The following is a 16,925-nucleotide window of genomic DNA, read 5'->3' on the forward strand; positions in this document are numbered from 1 at the left end:
GCCGGTGGCACGTTTCGGGGATTCGACGGCCCGCGGCGTTGTCTAACGTTGGCTTCAACAGCGACAACGAAGCCACACCGGATACCTGGGAGTAAACAATGAGCGAGTGGGACAGCGGCGACAACGGCGGCGTCGACTACGGCCACGTTGAGGCCGGCCAGGAGCACGAGTCGCTGGACCAGCTGCACCAGGTCCACGCGGCGGAGAACGACTACGACTCGAACTTCGGCGTGTACGAGCAGGACCACGCGTCGGCGGAGTCGACGTCGTTCGACCAGGGCCACCACGTGGAGTACTCGAACCCGTCGGGTGAGCACTACGAGGAGTCGGACTTCACCTCGTACGACCACAACGAGGCCGAGACCGACCACGTGTTCGCCGCGGAGGGCTCGGAGTCGTCGCACGCGTCGGAGTACGACCAGCTCGACGCCCTGCAGGCCCGCTTCGACAGCGCGTTCGCCTCGGGCACCGAACTGCACACCGACGGTGGCAGCGCCGCCCTGGGTGTAGCCTCGAACTAAGCGTCCTATCACCGCTCCTCGGAGCATCAGATGGCCGGCACCCTGGCGGGGGTGCCGGCCATCGCCCGTTTCACCGGCGATGGCGCTCGCGTTCTGTGGGGAAACGACAGTAGCCCCAGCCGTGAGGCTGGGGCTACTGCGAAAATTTGTCCGGCGGCGTCCTACTCTCCCACACTCTCTCGGGTGCAGTACCATCGGCGCTGGAGGGCTTAGCTTCCGGGTTCGGAATGGGACCGGGCGTTTCCCCTCCGCTATGGCCGCCGTAACACTATGAACCTGTCAACCACCGCACACCCTGCCCGCCGTCGCCGGCTGCAGGGGTGCGTTCTGGTGTTGGTTCAGAATCACACAGTGGATGCGTTGTCTCATAAAGCTTTGTGTATGAGGTCAAGTCCTCGGCCTATTAGTACCGGTCAGCTCAAACCTGTTACCAGGCTTCCACTTCCGGCCTATCAACCCAGTGGTCTAACTGGGGGCCTTAACCCTCAAGGGGTGGGATACCTCATCTCGAAGCGAGCTTCCCGCTTAGATGCTTTCAGCGGTTATCCCTTCCGAACGTAGCCAACCAGCCGTGCTCTTGGCAGAACAACTGGCACACCAGAGGTTCGTCCGTCCCGGTCCTCTCGTACTAGGGACAGCCCTTCTCAAGTATCCTACGCGCGCGGCGGATAGGGACCGAACTGTCTCACGACGTTCTAAACCCAGCTCGCGTACCGCTTTAATGGGCGAACAGCCCAACCCTTGGGACCTACTCCAGCCCCAGGATGCGACGAGCCGACATCGAGGTGCCAAACCATCCCGTCGATATGGACTCTTGGGGAAGATCAGCCTGTTATCCCCGGGGTACCTTTTATCCGTTGAGCGACACCGCTTCCACCTGCCAGTGCCGGATCACTAGTCCCGACTTTCGTCCCTGCTCGACCTGTCAGTCTCACAGTCAAGCCCCCTTGTGCACTTGCACTCAACACCTGATTGCCAACCAGGCTGAGGGAACCTTTGGGCGCCTCCGTTACATTTTAGGAGGCAACCGCCCCAGTTAAACTACCCACCAGACACTGTCCCTGAACCGGATCACGGTCCGAAGTTAGATACCCAAATCCAACAGAGTGGTATTTCAAGCTTGCCTCCACAACCACTGGCGTGGCCGCTTCACAGGCTCCCACCTATCCTACACAATCGAATTCGAGTACCAATGTCAAGCTATAGTGAAGGTCCCGGGGTCTTTCCGTCCTGCCGCGCGTAACGAGCATCTTTACTCGTAGTGCAATTTCGCCGGGCCTGTGGTTGAGACAGTGGGGAAGTCGTTACGCCATTCGTGCAGGTCGGAACTTACCCGACAAGGAATTTCGCTACCTTAGGATGGTTATAGTTACCACCGCCGTTTACTGGCGCTTAAGTTCTCCGCTTCGCCCTCACGGACTAACAGGTCCCCTTAACGTTCCAGCACCGGGCAGGCGTCAGTCCATATACATCGTCTTACGACTTCGCATGGACCTGTGTTTTTAGTAAACAGTCGCTTCCCCCTGGTCTCTGCGGCCACCAACCGCTCCACCAGCATGTGGTCTCACCATCGGTGGCCCCCCTTCTCCCGAAGTTACGGGGGCAATTTGCCGAGTTCCTTAACCACAGTTCGCCCGATCGCCTCGGTATTCTCTACCTGACCACCTGTGTCGGTTTGGGGTACGGGCCGCTCGAAACTCGCTAGAGGCTTTTCTCGGCAGCATGGGATCACTGACTTCGCCTGAAACGGCTCCGCTTCACGTCTCACCCTCAAGCAGTACGGATTTGCCTATACTGCGGGCTACACGCTTGCCCCGGCACAACCACCGGCCGGGTCCAGCTACCCTCCTGCGTCACCCCATCGCTTGCCTACTACCACCCAAGTTCCCAACATCAACCCATCAACCCGAAGGTCTCAGAGCATCCGGAGGTTAGTACAAGCGGGTCCGGCATGGACGCTTCTACGCGGGTACGGGAATATCAACCCGTTATCCATCGACTACGCCTCTCGGCCTCGCCTTAGGCCCCGACTCACCCAGGGCGGATTAGCCTGGCCCTGGAACCCTTGGTCATCCGGCGGCAGGGTTTCTCACCCTGCTTTCGCTACTCATGCCTGCATTCTCACTCGCGTCACCTCCACGGCTGGATCACTCCGCCGCTTCACCGGTGACACGACGCTCCCCTACCCATCCACACACCTGGACCTCACCCCGAAAGGATCAGCCGGGTTATCATGTGAATGCCACAGCTTCGGCGGTGTGCTTGAGCCCCGCTACATTGTCGGCGCGGAACCACTTGACCAGTGAGCTATTACGCACTCTTTCAAGGGTGGCTGCTTCTAAGCCAACCTCCTGGTTGTCTATGCGACCCCACATCCTTTACCACTTAGCACACGCTTAGGGGCCTTAGCTGGTGATCTGGGCTGTTTCCCTCTCGACTACGAAGCTTATCCCCCGCAGTCTCACTGCCACGCTCTCACTTACCGGCATTCGGAGTTTAGTTGACTTCAGTAAGCTTGTAGGCCCCCTAGGCCATCCAGTGCTCTACCTCCGGCAAGAAACACGTGACGCTGCACCTAAATGCATTTCGGGGAGAACCAGCTATCACGGAGTTTGATTGGCCTTTCACCCCTAACCACAGGTCATCCCCCAACTTTTCAACGTTGGTGGGTTCGGCCCTCCACGCGGTCTTACCCGCGCTTCAGCCTGCCCATGGCTAGATCACTCCGCTTCGGGTCTAGGACACGCGACTGAACGCCCTATTCAGACTCGCTTTCGCTACGGCTCCCCCACACGGGTTAACCTCGCCACGTATCACTAACTCGCAGGCTCATTCTTCAAAAGGCACGCCGTCACCCCCGACCCCAAAAGGCCAGGACGCTCCGACGGATTGTAGGCGCACGGTTTCAGGTACTATTTCACTCCCCTCCCGGGGTACTTTTCACCTTTCCCTCACGGTACTCGTCCGCTATCGGTCATCAGGGAGTATTTAGGCTTACCAGGTGGTCCTGGCAGATTCACGGCAGATTACAGGAGTCCGCCGCTACTCGGGAACACACCAACACAGACCCAGGATTTTCGCCTACCGGACTCTCACCGTCTACGGTGCCGCTTTCCAGCGAACTTCGACTAACCCAGAATTTTCTGACTGTGCGACCGGTCAGCAGCCCGATCAAGACATGCCCCACAACCCCGCGCACGCAACCCCTGCCAGGTATCACACGTACACGGTTTAGCCTCTTCCGCTTTCGCTCGCCACTACTCACGGAATCACTATTGTTTTCTCTTCCTGCGGGTACTGAGATGTTTCACTTCCCCGCGTTCCCTCTACCTGCCCTATGTGTTCAGGCAGGAGTGACACCACATGACTGGTGCCAGGTTCCCCCATTCGGACACCCTGGGATCACAGCTCGGTTGACAGCTCCCCCAGGCCTATCGCGGCCTCCCACGTCCTTCATCGGCTCCTGATGCCAAGGCATCCACCGTACGCCCTTAAAAACTTGACCACAAAAAGCTTTAAAGATGCTCGCATCCACTGTGCAATTCTCAACCAACACCAAACCCACGCTCTTTTATCAGCCCCATCCTGCACCGAAGCCGGCACGGTTATGGAAGCGAACGTGGATCTCGTCTGAACCAACCCCAACGCTCGCGCGCTTTGGTTGTTTCAGGACCCAACAGGGTGCCTGTGTGCCTCACGAACCGCATCCTCGGACCGTTCCACTCCACTTGCGTGGCTGTACTAGATCATTGAGAACCGTTGTCCATGTGAACTCGCCAGTGTCTCCGCCATATGAGCACCCATCCGACGCATTCGGTCGAAAGTGGGCTCCTGCGCTCTTTCGAGCGAGGTTGCTCCTTAGAAAGGAGGTGATCCAGCCGCACCTTCCGGTACGGCTACCTTGTTACGACTTCGTCCCAATCGCCAGTCCCACCTTCGACGGCTCCCTCCACAAGGGTTGGGCCACCGGCTTCGGGTGTTACCGACTTTCGTGACGTGACGGGCGGTGTGTACAAGGCCCGGGAACGTATTCACCGCAGCGTTGCTGATCTGCGATTACTAGCGACTCCGACTTCACGGGGTCGAGTTGCAGACCCCGATCCGAACTGAGACCGGCTTTTTGGGATTCGCTCCACCTCACGGTATCGCAGCCCTTTGTACCGGCCATTGTAGCATGCGTGAAGCCCTGGACATAAGGGGCATGATGACTTGACGTCATCCCCACCTTCCTCCGAGTTGACCCCGGCAGTCTTCGATGAGTCCCCGGCATAACCCGCTGGCAACATCGAACAAGGGTTGCGCTCGTTGCGGGACTTAACCCAACATCTCACGACACGAGCTGACGACAGCCATGCACCACCTGTGAACGCCCCCGAAGGACACCACATCTCTGCGGTTTTAGCGCCCATGTCAAACCCAGGTAAGGTTCTTCGCGTTGCATCGAATTAATCCGCATGCTCCGCCGCTTGTGCGGGCCCCCGTCAATTCCTTTGAGTTTTAGCCTTGCGGCCGTACTCCCCAGGCGGGGCGCTTAATGCGTTAGCTGCGGCACAGAGAACCGGAGAGGCCCCCCACACCTAGCGCCCAACGTTTACAGCGTGGACTACCAGGGTATCTAATCCTGTTCGCTCCCCACGCTTTCGCTCCTCAGCGTCAGTATCGGCCCAGAGACCCGCCTTCGCCACCGGTGTTCCTCCTGATATCTGCGCATTTCACCGCTACACCAGGAATTCCAGTCTCCCCTACCGAACTCAAGCCTGCCCGTATCAGCTGCAAGCCCACAGTTGAGCTGCGGGTTTTCACAGCTGACGCAACAAGCCGCCTACGAGCTCTTTACGCCCAATAAATCCGGACAACGCTCGCGCCCTACGTCTTACCGCGGCTGCTGGCACGTAGTTGGCCGGCGCTTCTTCTCCAGGTACCGTCACTTGCGCTTCGTCCCTGTCGAAAGAGGTTTACAACCCGAAGGCCTTCATCCCTCACGCGGCGTCGCTGCATCAGGCTTCCGCCCATTGTGCAATATTCCCCACTGCTGCCTCCCGTAGGAGTCTGGGCCGTGTCTCAGTCCCAGTGTGGCCGGTCGCCCTCTCAGGCCGGCTACCCGTCGTCGCCTTGGTAGGCCATCACCCCACCAACAAGCTGATAGGCCGCGAGCCCATCCCAGGCCGAAAAACTTTCCACACCCCACGATGCCGTGAAGAATGAATATCCGGTATTAGCCCCCGTTTCCGAGGGTTATCCCAAAGCCTAGGGCAGGTTACTCACGTGTTACTCACCCGTTCGCCGCTCGAGTACCCCGAAGGGCCTTTCCGCTCGACTTGCATGTGTTAAGCACGCCGCCAGCGTTCGTCCTGAGCCAGGATCAAACTCTCCAACAAAACTTGTGGAAAACCTGTCCTGGCAACAAACAATCGTTTGTCACCAAAGGAATCCTCGGACACGAAAACCATCACTGGCCCGTGTCACGGGGTCATATCAATTGGCACTGGCTTAACAAGCACCCTGTTGAGTTCTCAAACAACCAACACACACCGCGAAACCGCCTCTTTGTTGAGGCGCTCTCTTGGGGCCTTCAATACTGTAGAACCATCCGGCCGATTTCGCAAAATCGCGATTCTCAAGAGATTCGCTTGCATCGCCCGAACACAGCCGCGCTGACGCACACCATTAGGTGATTGAAGTTGCGGCTGGCCTCGCACACCGGCCGATGGTCGCTAAGCAATCCATCCGCCCGGCTCGTGCTGGCTGTGCAAACTTACTCGCCCCCGCCTCCGGTGTCAACCACCGCCGAGCACCCGACGCATCGCCGCGAGGATTTCCGCAGGTGGGAAGCGCTCCAACGCGAGCTTCTCGGCCCGCGCGAGGGTGACCTGAAGCTGCGCGGCGGGCGTGGACCGGACGAGGGCGAGCAGCCACGCCTCCAGCAGTGTCCCGTCCGACGGCAGCTCCAGATCCGCCGGAGACGGAGCCGGCGGGACCGCGGATGTGGGCAGGGGCACACCCCCTGAGGCGTACAAGCCCGGTGGCACCCTCACCCGGAAGGCGTGCACGCACGTCGGCACCCCGGTGTCCGCGGCCACCCGGTATCCGAGAACGGGCGAGAACGGGATCGCCGGCGACGGCCGCGGGGCCACGTCGAACGCCCCGAGCGGCAGGCGCTGCCCCGGACATGCGACGCACGTCTCATCGAGGAGTTCCTCAGGGGACAGCATCGAGAGACCGCAGCGGGTCGAACAGCCCGATCGGGTGCGCCGTCGACCCGGTCAGCGCCAGGTCGGCGAGGATCTCCCCGACCACGGGCACGAACTTGAAGCCGTGACCGGAGAAGCCGCACGCGACGGTGACCCGCTCGTGCCCGGGATGCCGGCCGATGACGAAGTGGGTGTCGGCGGTGTTGGTGTACATGCAGGTCTTGCCGTGCAGGAAGCGGCCGGTCACGCCCGGCACCCGGTCGGCGAGGTGCGCCGTGACGGCCGCGATCTCCTCGGAGCGGATCGAGCGGTCGATCGTGGACGGCGTGGTCACCTCACCACCGCGGAAGAAGGCGACCTTGACCCCGCCGGAGGGGCCGTCCAGCGCGGGGAACCCGTAGACCTGCGTCCCCGGAGGACCTTCCCAGATGAAGATCGGCTGGCGGTCCGGCAGGTACGCGTCGACCCCGCCGACGGGCTGGAAGAAAAACTGCGCCTGCCGCTCGACGGAGAAGGCGACGCCCAGGTCGGCGAGCAGCGACGGCGCCCACGGTCCGGGGCAGATCACCAGCGCACCGGCGCTGTACGAGCCCTGTGCGGTCCGGACCGACACGCCGCCGGAATCGGAGGTCCACGAGAGAACGGGCTCCTCGAACCGCAGCTCGGCGCCGTGGAAGTGCGCCCGGTCGAGGTTGGCGCGGACCGTCTCCTCCGGGCGGACGAACCCGGCCTTGCGCTCGTACAGGCCGACCTCGTGCGGCGCCGGACGGAGGTTCGGGAACCGCCGGCGGATCGAGGCGGCGTCGAGCATCTCGTGCGGCAGACCCCACTGCTCCGAGCTGCGGCGGCTGCCCGCGACGGTGAGGCTGTCGGGCGCGCCGAGCATCAGACCGCCGCACAGGTTCATCAGGTCCCGCCCGGAGTCGCGCTCCAGGGCCTCCCACAGCTCATACGCCCGCAGCAGCAGCGGCACGTAGGCCGGGTCCTCGAAGTAGGACTGGCGGGTGATGCGCGATCCGCCGTGGCTGGCGCCCTGGTCGTGGGCGGGGGTGTGGCGGTCGAGGCCGAGCACCCGGCTGCCGCGGGCGGCGAGATGGTGAGCGGCAGAGCTGCCCATCCCGCCGAGCCCGACCACGATCACGTCATAGGTTTCCACTGCTGGCAACTGTAGGGGCTATCGGCTGTAGAACTCCACGATGAGCTGCTCGTCGCAGATCACCGGCACCTCGCGGCGCAGGGGCAGGCGGAGCAGCCGGGCGGTCAGTCCGGACACGTCGACGCTGAGGTACGGCGCGGTCCGCTCCCCCACGTGCGCGCCCGCCGCGGCGACGACGAACGGCGTCTTCTGCCGGCTGCGCTCCGCGACCTCGATCACGTCACCGGGGCGCAGCCGCGCCGACGGCCGGTCGACCCGGCGCCCGTTGACCGTCAGGTGCTGGTGGGTGACGATCTGCCGCGCCTGGTAGATCGTCCGGGCGAAGCCGGCGCGCAGGACCAGGGCGTCGAGCCGGGTCTCCAGGTCGACGATCAGCTCCTCGCCGGTCTTGCCCGGACGGCTCGCCGCCCGGTCGAAGGCGTGCCGCAGCTGGCTCTCCCGCAGGTTGTACTGCGCCTTCAGCCGCTGCTTCTCCAGCAGCCGCACCTTGTAGTCGCTGTGCTTCGGGCGGGCGCGGCCGTGCTGGCCGGGCGGGAAGGGCCGCCGCTCGAAGTACTTGACGCACTTGGGGGTCAGCGGCATGCCGAGCGCCCTGGACAGCCGGACCTTCGGTCGAGACTGGTTCATTCGTCACCTCTCTACTAAGGTAAGCCTAACCTTAGGAGGTTGCCATGCCAGGGATCAAGCTCCCCACCGCCGCGGAACGGCTCCGCACGCTGCTGACCGCGGCGTCGTCCCTGACGCTGCACATCCCCGGACACCGCTGCGACCTCATCGGCCGCCATCACGTCGACGAGGCCGGCCGGGTGGTCGTGGAGCTGCCCGCGGGCGGCCACGTCGCCCGGCTCGTCGAGGCCGAGCCCGACCTGGCCGCCGCGATCGAGATCACCGACATCGCGCCGACGCCGGTACGGTCCGCGAGCGGCCGGATCCGCTCCAGGGCGACGTTCTCCGGCTGGCTCCAGCCGGCCGGCGAGGCCGACGGCGACCTGCGGGCCGTCCTCGAGCTCGCCTCGGCCACCCTCGTGGACCCGATCCTCGGCGAGGTCGAGGTCGAGGCGGACGCGTTCGCCGCGGCGGACCCCGACCCCCTCGCCACGCAGGAGGCCGACCTGCTGTGCCACCTGACCGACGCGCACCCCGAGGCGATCGAGCACCTGTCCCGGCTGATCGCGCCGCACCACCTGCACGGCGTGCACCGGGTCGTGCCGGTGCGCATGGACCGCTTCGGCGTGGTCCTGCGACTGGAGTTCGCCAGCCGCCACCGCGACGTGCAGCTGCCGTTCAGCGCGCCGCTGCGCACCGCCGACGAGGCCGCACCCCGCATGCACGAGCTCCTGACCCGCGCCCGCTGCTGCCAGCGCAACCATTCAGGGCACTGACCGACTACCATCTAGAGATTTACATCTATCTCTAGATGGGGGCACCATGCGTCTCCGAATGCTCCTCGGCGTGGCGGTGGCGGCGGCGGTACTGCTGCCCGCGCCCGACGCGGCGGCCGCCGCACCCCTGCAGGCCTTCGCCGCGACCACCGGCACCGCCTGGTGGACCGACGGGCGGCTGACGGTCAGCATCGACGACTCGGTGCGCCCGTCCGTCGCCGCCGGCCTGACCAGGGCCGTCACCCGCGCGGGCGGCACGGTCCTGCGCGAGCCGGGCATCCTGGCCCCGCACATCGCCGGCGGCGACACGTTCAACGCCGGCGCGGTCGGCGGCCGGTGCCTGATCGGCTTCAACGCCAAGGCCGGCCTCACGTACTACTTCCTGACCGCCGCGCACTGCGTCCCGGCGGTCGGCGTCACCGTGTACGCGGGCACGGGGACCGGCACCGTCCTGGGCGTGGTCGCCGCCCGCGACACCAGCTACGACTACGCGCTCGTGCGGTACACCAACGGCGGCATCGCCAAGCCCAGCGCGGTCGACCTGTACGCCGGCGGCCTGCAGCCGATCACCTCCTTCGGCTCCGGCACGGTGGGCCAGACCGTGCGCCGCACCGGCCCGAACGGCACCCGGACCGGCACGATCACCTCGTTGAACGTCACCATCAACTACGCCGGCGGCACCGTGTACAACATGATCCGCACCACCGTGTGCAGCGAGCCCGGTGAAAGCGGTGGCCCGCTCTTCGCCGGCACGGTCGGCATCGGCATCAACTGGGGCGGCAGCGGCAACTGCGCCACCGGCGGCGCCAGCTACTACTCGTCGGTCCGCCGCGCGGCGACCGCGTACGGCGTCGCGCCCTACTGACTGTGTGGACCATGGTGGACCGCCCCGCCCCGTGCCACGTTTGAGGAGAAAGGATTTCGATCTACGAATAGGGGAAGCGGATGCAGCTCGGCGTGCAGTTGCCGACCGGGGGCGCTCTCGCGGGACCGGCGAACATCGCACGGGTCGCGAAGGAGGCCGAACGCCTCGGGTACCACTCCGTCTGGACCTACGAGCGGCTGCTGCGGCCGATGGCCGAAATCTCGATGTTCGGCGCCCCACCGGCGCGCATCCCGGAGACGTACCGGCTGACGTACGAGCCGCTCGAGACGCTGAGCTACGTCGCCGGCATGACCGACACCATCAGGCTCGGCACCAGCGTCATCGACGCGCTGCTGCACCCGCCGATCGTCCTGGCCCGCCGCTTCGCCACCCTCGACCAGTTCAGCGGCGGGCGGGTCGTCGCCGGGCTCGGGCAGGGCTGGATGCCGCAGGAGTTCGAGGCCGCCAACGTGCCGATGAAGCGCATGGGCGCCGGCATGGATGAGGTCGTCGCCGCGATGCGGGCCTGCTGGGGGCCGGACCCCACGCAGTACCAGGGCCGCTTCTACCGCATCGAGGCGGCCGAGGTGAACCCGAAGCCGGTCCAGCAGCCGATCCCGATCCTGCTGGGCTCCACCACCCCGGCGGGGATCGCGAGGGCGGCCCGGATCGCCGACGGGCTCAACCCGATCGCGTTCTCGGCCGAGCAGCTGACCGGGACGGCGGCCACGTTCCGGCGGCTCGCCCAGGAGGCCGGCCGGGACGCCGCCGCGCTCAGCGTCGTCGCCCGCGCCAACGTGCCGCTCACCGACGAGCCGATCACCGAGGGCCGGCCGTTCCTCGGCGGCGCGCCCGAGCAGATCGCCGAGGACATCGCCCGGCTGGAGGGCAGCGGCGTCGACACGGTGCTGATCGCCAGCATCCGGCAGACCGACATCGACCTGGAGCTGCGCCTGCTGGAGCGGCTCCAGGCGGCGGTGGCCAAGGTCGGCTGATATCAGGTCTTGCCGACGTGTGTAAGGATTTTCTTACAGGTGTCGGACGAGACTGACAGAGGTGCGTTGTGAAGGCGATGGTCCAGGACGCGTACGGCGCCCCGCAGGACGTCCTGCGACTGCGGGACGCCGACCCTCCACAGCCCGGTGAGCGGGAGGTGCTCGTGCGGGTCGCCGCCGCGTCGGTCAACCCGGCCGACGTCTACTTCACCACCGGCGTGCCGCGCCTGGTCCGGCTCGGCACCGGGCTGCGCCGGCCGCGGCGGGCGGTCCCCGGTGGCGACGTCGCCGGGGTGGTCGAGGCGGCCGGCGCCGGGGTCACCCGCTTCCGCCCCGGCGACGCGGTCTTCGGCCGGTGTGCCGCCGGCGGCGCCTTCGCCGAGCTGGCGGTCGCCGCCGAGGACGACCTGGCCGGCAAGCCCGAAGGCATGACATTCGAGCAGGCGGCGGGGGTACCCCTCGCCGGCGCGACCGCGTTGCAGGCGATCCGTGACGTCGCCCGGGTGCGCCCCGGGCAGCGGGTCCTCGTCGTCGGCGCCGCGGGCGGCATCGGCGGGTTCGCGGTGCAGCTGGCCAGGCACTACGGCGCCGAGGTGACCGGCGTGTGCGGCACCGGCGGCGTCGAGCACGTCCGAGGCCTCGGCGCGGAGCACGTCGTGGACTACACGCGGGAGGACTTCACCGCCGGCGACGTCCGGTACGACGTCATCCTCGACAACGTCGCCGCGCGGCCGCTGTCGCGGGTCCGGCGGGTCCTCACCCCGACCGGCATCCTGATCCCCAACAGCGGCCGGGGGCGGCTCGCCGGGCTCGACCGGATCATCGCCGTGCGGCTCATGGCGCTGACAAGCCGGCGGCGGGCGGGGACCTTCGTCGCCAGGACCCGCCGCGAGGACCTCACCACCCTCGCGGCGCTCTTCGAGGCCGGCAGCATCACCGTGCCCGTCGGCGCGACCTACCGGCTCGCCGACGCGGCCGCCGCCCTCGCACACGTCGCCGCCGGCCACGCCCACGGCAAGATCGTGGTCGTCCCGTGACGCAGCGCCGGTGAACCGGCGCCCCGTGGGTCAGCGGTCCAGGACGGGGACCAGCCTCGCCGGCGGCGTCGGGCGGCGGCTCCACTCCCGCGGATAGCCCACCGACACCTCCTGGTGCCGCACCCCGTCCTGCCAGGTCGTGCGGGGGATGTGCAGGTGGCCGTACACGACCTCCTGGGCCCGGAAGCGCGTCGGCCAGGCGGCGGTCAGGTCGGTGCCGCACCACAGCGCGAACTCCGGGTAGCGCAGCACGTCCGTGGGGTGCCGCACGAGGGGGAAGTGGTTGACCAGCACGGTCGGCAGCTCCTGCGCGGCGGCCTCCAGCCGCGGCTCGGTCAGCTCGACCCTGGCCCGGCACCACGCGTCGCGCCCCGTGTACGTGTCGAAGTGCAGCAGCACCTCGTCGGTGCCGACGATCCCCGCCGCCTGCGCCTTCGCCATCGCCTCGTCGGTGCTCGCCGTCCCGGCCGGCCACCACGAGTAGTCGTAGAGCACGAACAGCGGCGCCACGATCACCGGGCCGCCGGCGCCGTCCCACACCGGATACGGATCCTCGGGCGTGACGACGCCGATGTTGCGGCACATCGCCACCAGCCGCTGGTAGCGCTCCTCGCCCCGGGACTGGTCCGGGTCGTCGCGGGTCGTCCACAGCTCGTGGTTGCCCGGCACCCAGATCAGGTTGGCGAAGCGCTCCCGCAACGTCCGCAGCGCCCATGTGACGTCGGCGACCTTCTCCCCGACGTCGCCGGCCACGATCAGCCAGTCGTCGTCATGCGTCGGCTTCAGCTGATCGACGATCTCCCGGTTCTCTTGGTACGACACATGCAGATCACTGATCGCCAGCAGTCGTCCGGTCACGATTGGACCTTAACCGCTGCCATCGCCCGATGACGATCCGAGCAGCGACGGCGGCGGGGCCGCTTCCGTGCGGCCCCGCTGCGGTTGTCGCCGTCAGCCGACGGTCGGGATGGGCACCGCCGTGTCGGTCGGCGCCGGTACCACGGTGTCGGTCGGTGCGGGCATCATCGTGTCGGTCGGCATTGGCGCCGCCGTGTCGGTCGGGGCCGGCGCCAGCGTGCCGGTCGGGATCGGCACCGGGACGGTCGCGCACGACGGCGTGGCACCGGGCACCGGTGTCGTGTCGTCGCTCGGCGTCGCACTCGGCGTGGCGCCGTTCATGCCGGGCGGGATGATGACCGCCGGTCCCGTGCCGGACGGCACCGCCCCGGTCGGGTCGGTCGGCCCGGGCACGATCGGTGTCTCCTCGGCGCCCCTCGCCACGGCCTGCGCCGTCGGCGGGGCCCACCATCCGGGCGGCGGCGGAACCTCGCCCGGGTCGACGGGCGTCCCGGGGTCGACGGGCGTCCCGGGGTCGACCGGCACGCCCGGGTCCGTGGGCAGGCCGGGATCGACCGTCCCGCCCGGGCTGACGCTGGGACTGGCGCTGGCGCTGGCGCTGGCGCTGGGACTGGCGCCTGGCGCCGGGCTGCCGAACGGGCCCGCGGTGCCACCCGGGTCCGTGGCACACGGAGCCGGGGTCGAGAACGCCCCCGCGCTCTGGGACGGGTCCGGCGGCATCGCCGTGCTCGGGTCGGCGCCCGGCGGCATGGTCTCCGCGACCCTCGTCGTGGCGTCACCCCCCGTCGTGTGCGCGCCGGCCGTCTGCACGATCCCGCCGGTCAGCGCGACGAGGAAGCCCGCCGCCCCGACCACGACCGGTATACGGAGCCGGCCACCCTTCAGACGCTGCTGCCGTGTCTGAGCCATCTCGTAGAAACCCCCGTTGGTCTCGTTGCACGTGACCTTCACTCTACGTATTTGACCAACTACACACAGCTCAAACGCGAAGATCGCGCGGCATTTCGGCAGGTCGCGATGAAAAAAACGTGCCAACGATGTCATCGCCGTTGACCTGCGGCTACTGATACTCATAGTTTTCACATCCTTGAATGGATGGAGGCACTATGAGATCAACTGGAGGCGGGCGGGCGCTCGTCGCGGTCGCGATGCTGGTGGGCGCCGCCGCGGCGCCCCTGGCCGGGGCGGCGCCGGCCCTCGCGGTCACGAACCCCGCCGGCTACGTCAACACGCTCGTCGGGACCAACGGCGGGGAGACCTTCCCGGGCGCCGACACGCCCTACGGGATGGTGCAGTGGAGCCCGGAGAACACCGCCGGGAACCAGACCCGGACCGTGCGGCCCGGCGGCTACGGGTACAACACCACCCGCACGCGAGGCTTCAGCCTGACCCACATGTCCGGCACGGGCTGCGCCGGCGGCTCCGGCGACATCCCCTTCATGCCGCACGTCGGCACCGTCGCCTCGTCGCCGTCCGCGGACACCACCGACGCCACGTACGCCAGCGGCTTCTCCCACGCCGACGAGACCGCCACCGCGGGCTACTACCGGGTGCGGCTGAACTCCGGCGTGAACACCGAGCTGACCGCGTCGACCCGCACCGGTGCCGGCCGCTTCACGTACCCGACCGGCAGCACCGCCTCGATGCTGATCCGCACCTCGAACTCCGAGGTCGGCAGCAGCGCGGCGACGGTGAACATCGACGCCGCGAACCGCACCATCAGCGGCTCGGTGACCAGCGGCAACTTCTGCGGCTACATCAACGCCGTTGGCCGGCGCAGCTACTACACGCTGCACTTCACCGCGGTGTTCGACAAGCCGTTCAGCAGCGTCGGCACCTGGCAGGACAACGCCCTGCGGCCCGGCACGACGAGCGCGTCGGGCGGCACGACCTACGGCACCGACGGCTGGCCGGTCGCCGGCAAGGGCTCCGGCGGCTACGTCACCTTCGACCTGAGCCAGGGCGCGACCGTCGGCGTCCGGGTCGGCATCTCCTACGTGAGCCAGGCCAACGCGCAGGCCAACCTCGCCGCGGAGAACCCGGCCGGCACGACCTTCGACACGGTGCGCCAGCGCGCCACCGACGCCTGGAACACCGAGCTCGGGCGCATCGACGTGACCGGCGGCAGCACCGCGCAGCTGCAGACGTTCTACACCGCGCTGTACCACGCGCTGCTGCACCCCAACGTGTTCAGCGACGTCAACGGCCAGTACGTCGGCATGGACCAGCAGGTGCACACGGCGGCGAGCGGGCACGCCCAATACGCCAACTTCTCCGGCTGGGACGTCTACCGCGGGCAGGTCCAGCTGGTGACGCTGCTGCGCCCCGACGTCGGCGCCGACATCGCCCAGTCGCTGCTCAACCAGGCCAACCAGAACGGCGGCGTCTGGGACCGCTGGACCCACAACCAGGGCGGCACCCACGTGATGACCGGCGACCCGGCGCACGCGGCCGTGCCGAGCATCTACGCGTTCGGCGGCACCGGCTTCGACGCGACCGGCGCGCTCAACTCCATGGTCCACGCCGCGACCACCGTCACCGCCGCGGACCTGAGCCGCGACGGCTGGAACGTCATGGTCGTCGGCGAGCGGCCGTCGCTGGACAAGTGGCTGTCGATCAACTACATCCCGACCAACGGCAACGCGTGGGGCGGCGCCGGCGAGACCCTCGAGGTCTCCGTCGCCGACTTCGGCGTCTCGCAGCTCGCGCAGCGCCTGGGCAGCACCAGCACCGCCGCGCAGTTCCTGGCCCGCTCGCAGTACTGGAAGAACGTCTACAACCCGGCCAACGGCGGCTACATCCAGAACCGCAACGACAACGGCACCTGGCCGTCGTTCAGCCCCGGCAGCGACAGCGGGTTCGCCGAGGGCAGCGCCGCCCAGTACACCTGGATGATCCCGCACAACGTCCGCGGTCTGTTCGACAGGATGGGCGGCAACGCCACCGCCGTCAGCCGGCTCGACAGCTTCTTCCACAACAGCGACGGCAGCTGGGCCCTCACCGGCGCCGGCGGCACCAAGTCCGAGATGGACAACGAGCCGTCGATCTGGGTGCCGTGGCTCTACAACTTCGCCGGCCGCCCCGACAAGGCGCAGCAGACGATCCGCCAGACCCTCAACGCGCTGTGGGCGCCGACCCCGTCCGGCATCCCCGGCCAGGACGACCTGGGCGCGATGTCCGCCTGGTACGTGTGGTCCGCCATGGGCCTGCACCCGCTGACGCCGGGCCGGTCCGAGCTGCTGCTGTCCGCGCCGCTCTTCCCGGGCGTCACCGTCAACCGTGGCAACGGCAAGACGATCAGCATCACCGCCCCGGGCGCGGCCACCTACGTGCAGAGCCTCACCGTCAACGGCGCCGCCTCCAACCGGGCGTGGCTGCCGGAGTCCTTCGTCGCCAACGGCGGGACCCTGGCCTTCACCGTCGGCACCACCGCCAACCCATCCTGGGGCAGCGCCGCTGCCGACGCCCCGCCGTCGTTCGACACCACCACGACGCCACCCGCCACGAACCTGGCGCTGAACCGGCCCGCCACCGGCTCCGCCGCCTGCAACGCCAACGAGGGCCCCGCCAAGGCCGTCAACGGCAGCGTCTCCGGCGGCACCAGCGACAAGTTCTGCTCCACCGCGGCGACCAAGTACCTCCAGGTCGACCTCGGCGCCGCCACCACGGTCCGCTCCGTCACGCTGCGCCACGCGGGCGCCGGCGGGGAGAGCGCCACCTGGAACACCCGCGACTACGACCTGCAGGTGTCCGCCGACGGCGCCGGCTGGACCACGGTCGCCCAGGTCCGCGGCAATACCGCCAACGTCTCCACCCACCCGTTCACCGCCACCACCGCCCGCTACGTCCGCGTGAACGTCCTCGCGGCCGAGCAGGGTTCCGGCGGCGCGACGCGCATCTATGAGTTCGAGGTGTACTGA

The 16,925-nt window shown here is 67.3% G+C and carries 11 protein-coding genes and 3 rRNA genes; 6 read left to right on the top strand and 8 right to left on the bottom strand.

From position 1 onward, the window contains the following. Positions 1-98: 98 nt before the first annotated feature. Positions 99-521, top strand: a complete 423-nt coding sequence (locus OHA72_RS03435) for a hypothetical protein (RefSeq protein ID WP_327006402.1) — start codon at positions 99-101, stop codon at positions 519-521. A 148-nt stretch (positions 522-669) separates the two neighbouring features. Here OHA72_RS03435 and rrf read toward each other — a convergent pair. The 6 genes from rrf to rpsD all read right to left on the bottom strand — a co-directional run bounded on the left by rrf (position 670) and on the right by rpsD (position 8,495). Further along, positions 670-786 (bottom strand): 5S ribosomal RNA (gene rrf / locus OHA72_RS03440). Positions 787-904: 118 nt separating this feature from the next. Continuing rightward, positions 905-4,026: ribosomal RNA gene (locus OHA72_RS03445) — 23S ribosomal RNA — on the bottom strand. Between the two features lie 357 nt (positions 4,027-4,383). After that, positions 4,384-5,899: ribosomal RNA gene (locus OHA72_RS03450) — 16S ribosomal RNA — on the bottom strand. The 16S, 23S and 5S rRNA genes sit together here, the layout of an rRNA operon. Positions 5,900-6,298: 399 nt before the next feature. Further along, on the bottom strand, positions 6,299-6,733 hold the full coding sequence (locus tag OHA72_RS03455) for a hypothetical protein (RefSeq protein WP_327006403.1): 435 nt from the start codon (positions 6,731-6,733) through the stop codon (positions 6,299-6,301). Further along, positions 6,720-7,868: an N-methyl-L-tryptophan oxidase gene (solA, locus tag OHA72_RS03460; protein ID WP_327006404.1), complete on the bottom strand. Its 1,149-nt coding sequence runs from the start codon at positions 7,866-7,868 to the stop codon at positions 6,720-6,722. Before solA ends, OHA72_RS03455 begins: the two co-directional genes overlap by 14 nt. An 18-nt stretch (positions 7,869-7,886) precedes the next feature. Next, a complete protein-coding gene (gene rpsD, locus OHA72_RS03465) occupies positions 7,887-8,495 on the bottom strand; it encodes a 30S ribosomal protein S4 (protein ID WP_327006405.1) in 609 nt (202 codons plus the stop codon). A gap of 44 nt (positions 8,496-8,539) precedes the next feature. On the opposite strand from rpsD, the gene OHA72_RS03470 reads away from it, so the two are divergent. The 4 genes from OHA72_RS03470 to OHA72_RS03485 all read left to right on the top strand — a co-directional run bounded on the left by OHA72_RS03470 (position 8,540) and on the right by OHA72_RS03485 (position 12,147). Next, positions 8,540-9,250 carry a DUF2470 domain-containing protein gene (locus OHA72_RS03470; protein WP_327006406.1) on the top strand — a complete coding sequence of 237 codons (711 nt, stop codon included), beginning with the start codon at positions 8,540-8,542 and terminating at the stop codon, positions 9,248-9,250. Positions 9,251-9,296: 46 nt separating this feature from the next. Beyond that, positions 9,297-10,115 (top strand): S1 family peptidase, encoded by an 819-nt coding sequence (locus OHA72_RS03475; RefSeq protein WP_327006407.1) that lies wholly within the window; start codon positions 9,297-9,299, stop codon positions 10,113-10,115. 92 nt (positions 10,116-10,207) lie between these two features. Beyond that, complete coding sequence (locus tag OHA72_RS03480) at positions 10,208-11,110, top strand: TIGR03619 family F420-dependent LLM class oxidoreductase (RefSeq protein WP_327006408.1); 903 nt, start codon at positions 10,208-10,210, stop codon at positions 11,108-11,110. A 77-nt stretch (positions 11,111-11,187) separates the two neighbouring features. Then, on the top strand, positions 11,188-12,147 hold the full coding sequence (locus OHA72_RS03485; RefSeq protein WP_327011443.1) for an NAD(P)-dependent alcohol dehydrogenase: 960 nt from the start codon (positions 11,188-11,190) through the stop codon (positions 12,145-12,147). Between the two features lie 30 nt (positions 12,148-12,177). Here OHA72_RS03485 and OHA72_RS03490 read toward each other — a convergent pair whose 3' ends face one another. Next, positions 12,178-13,005, bottom strand: a complete 828-nt coding sequence (locus OHA72_RS03490) for a metallophosphoesterase family protein (RefSeq protein ID WP_327006409.1) — start codon at positions 13,003-13,005, stop codon at positions 12,178-12,180. 93 nt (positions 13,006-13,098) lie between these two features. Beyond that, positions 13,099-13,914 (bottom strand): hypothetical protein, encoded by an 816-nt coding sequence (locus OHA72_RS03495; RefSeq protein WP_327006410.1) that lies wholly within the window; start codon positions 13,912-13,914, stop codon positions 13,099-13,101. 197 nt (positions 13,915-14,111) lie between these two features. Here OHA72_RS03495 and OHA72_RS03500 point away from each other — a divergent pair, with 197 nt between their 5' ends. Continuing rightward, a complete protein-coding gene (locus OHA72_RS03500) occupies positions 14,112-16,925 on the top strand; it encodes a GH92 family glycosyl hydrolase (protein WP_327006411.1) in 2,814 nt (937 codons plus the stop codon).

This window comes from Dactylosporangium sp. NBC_01737 (assembly GCF_035963215.1).
Taxonomy (GTDB): domain Bacteria; phylum Actinomycetota; class Actinomycetes; order Mycobacteriales; family Micromonosporaceae; genus Dactylosporangium.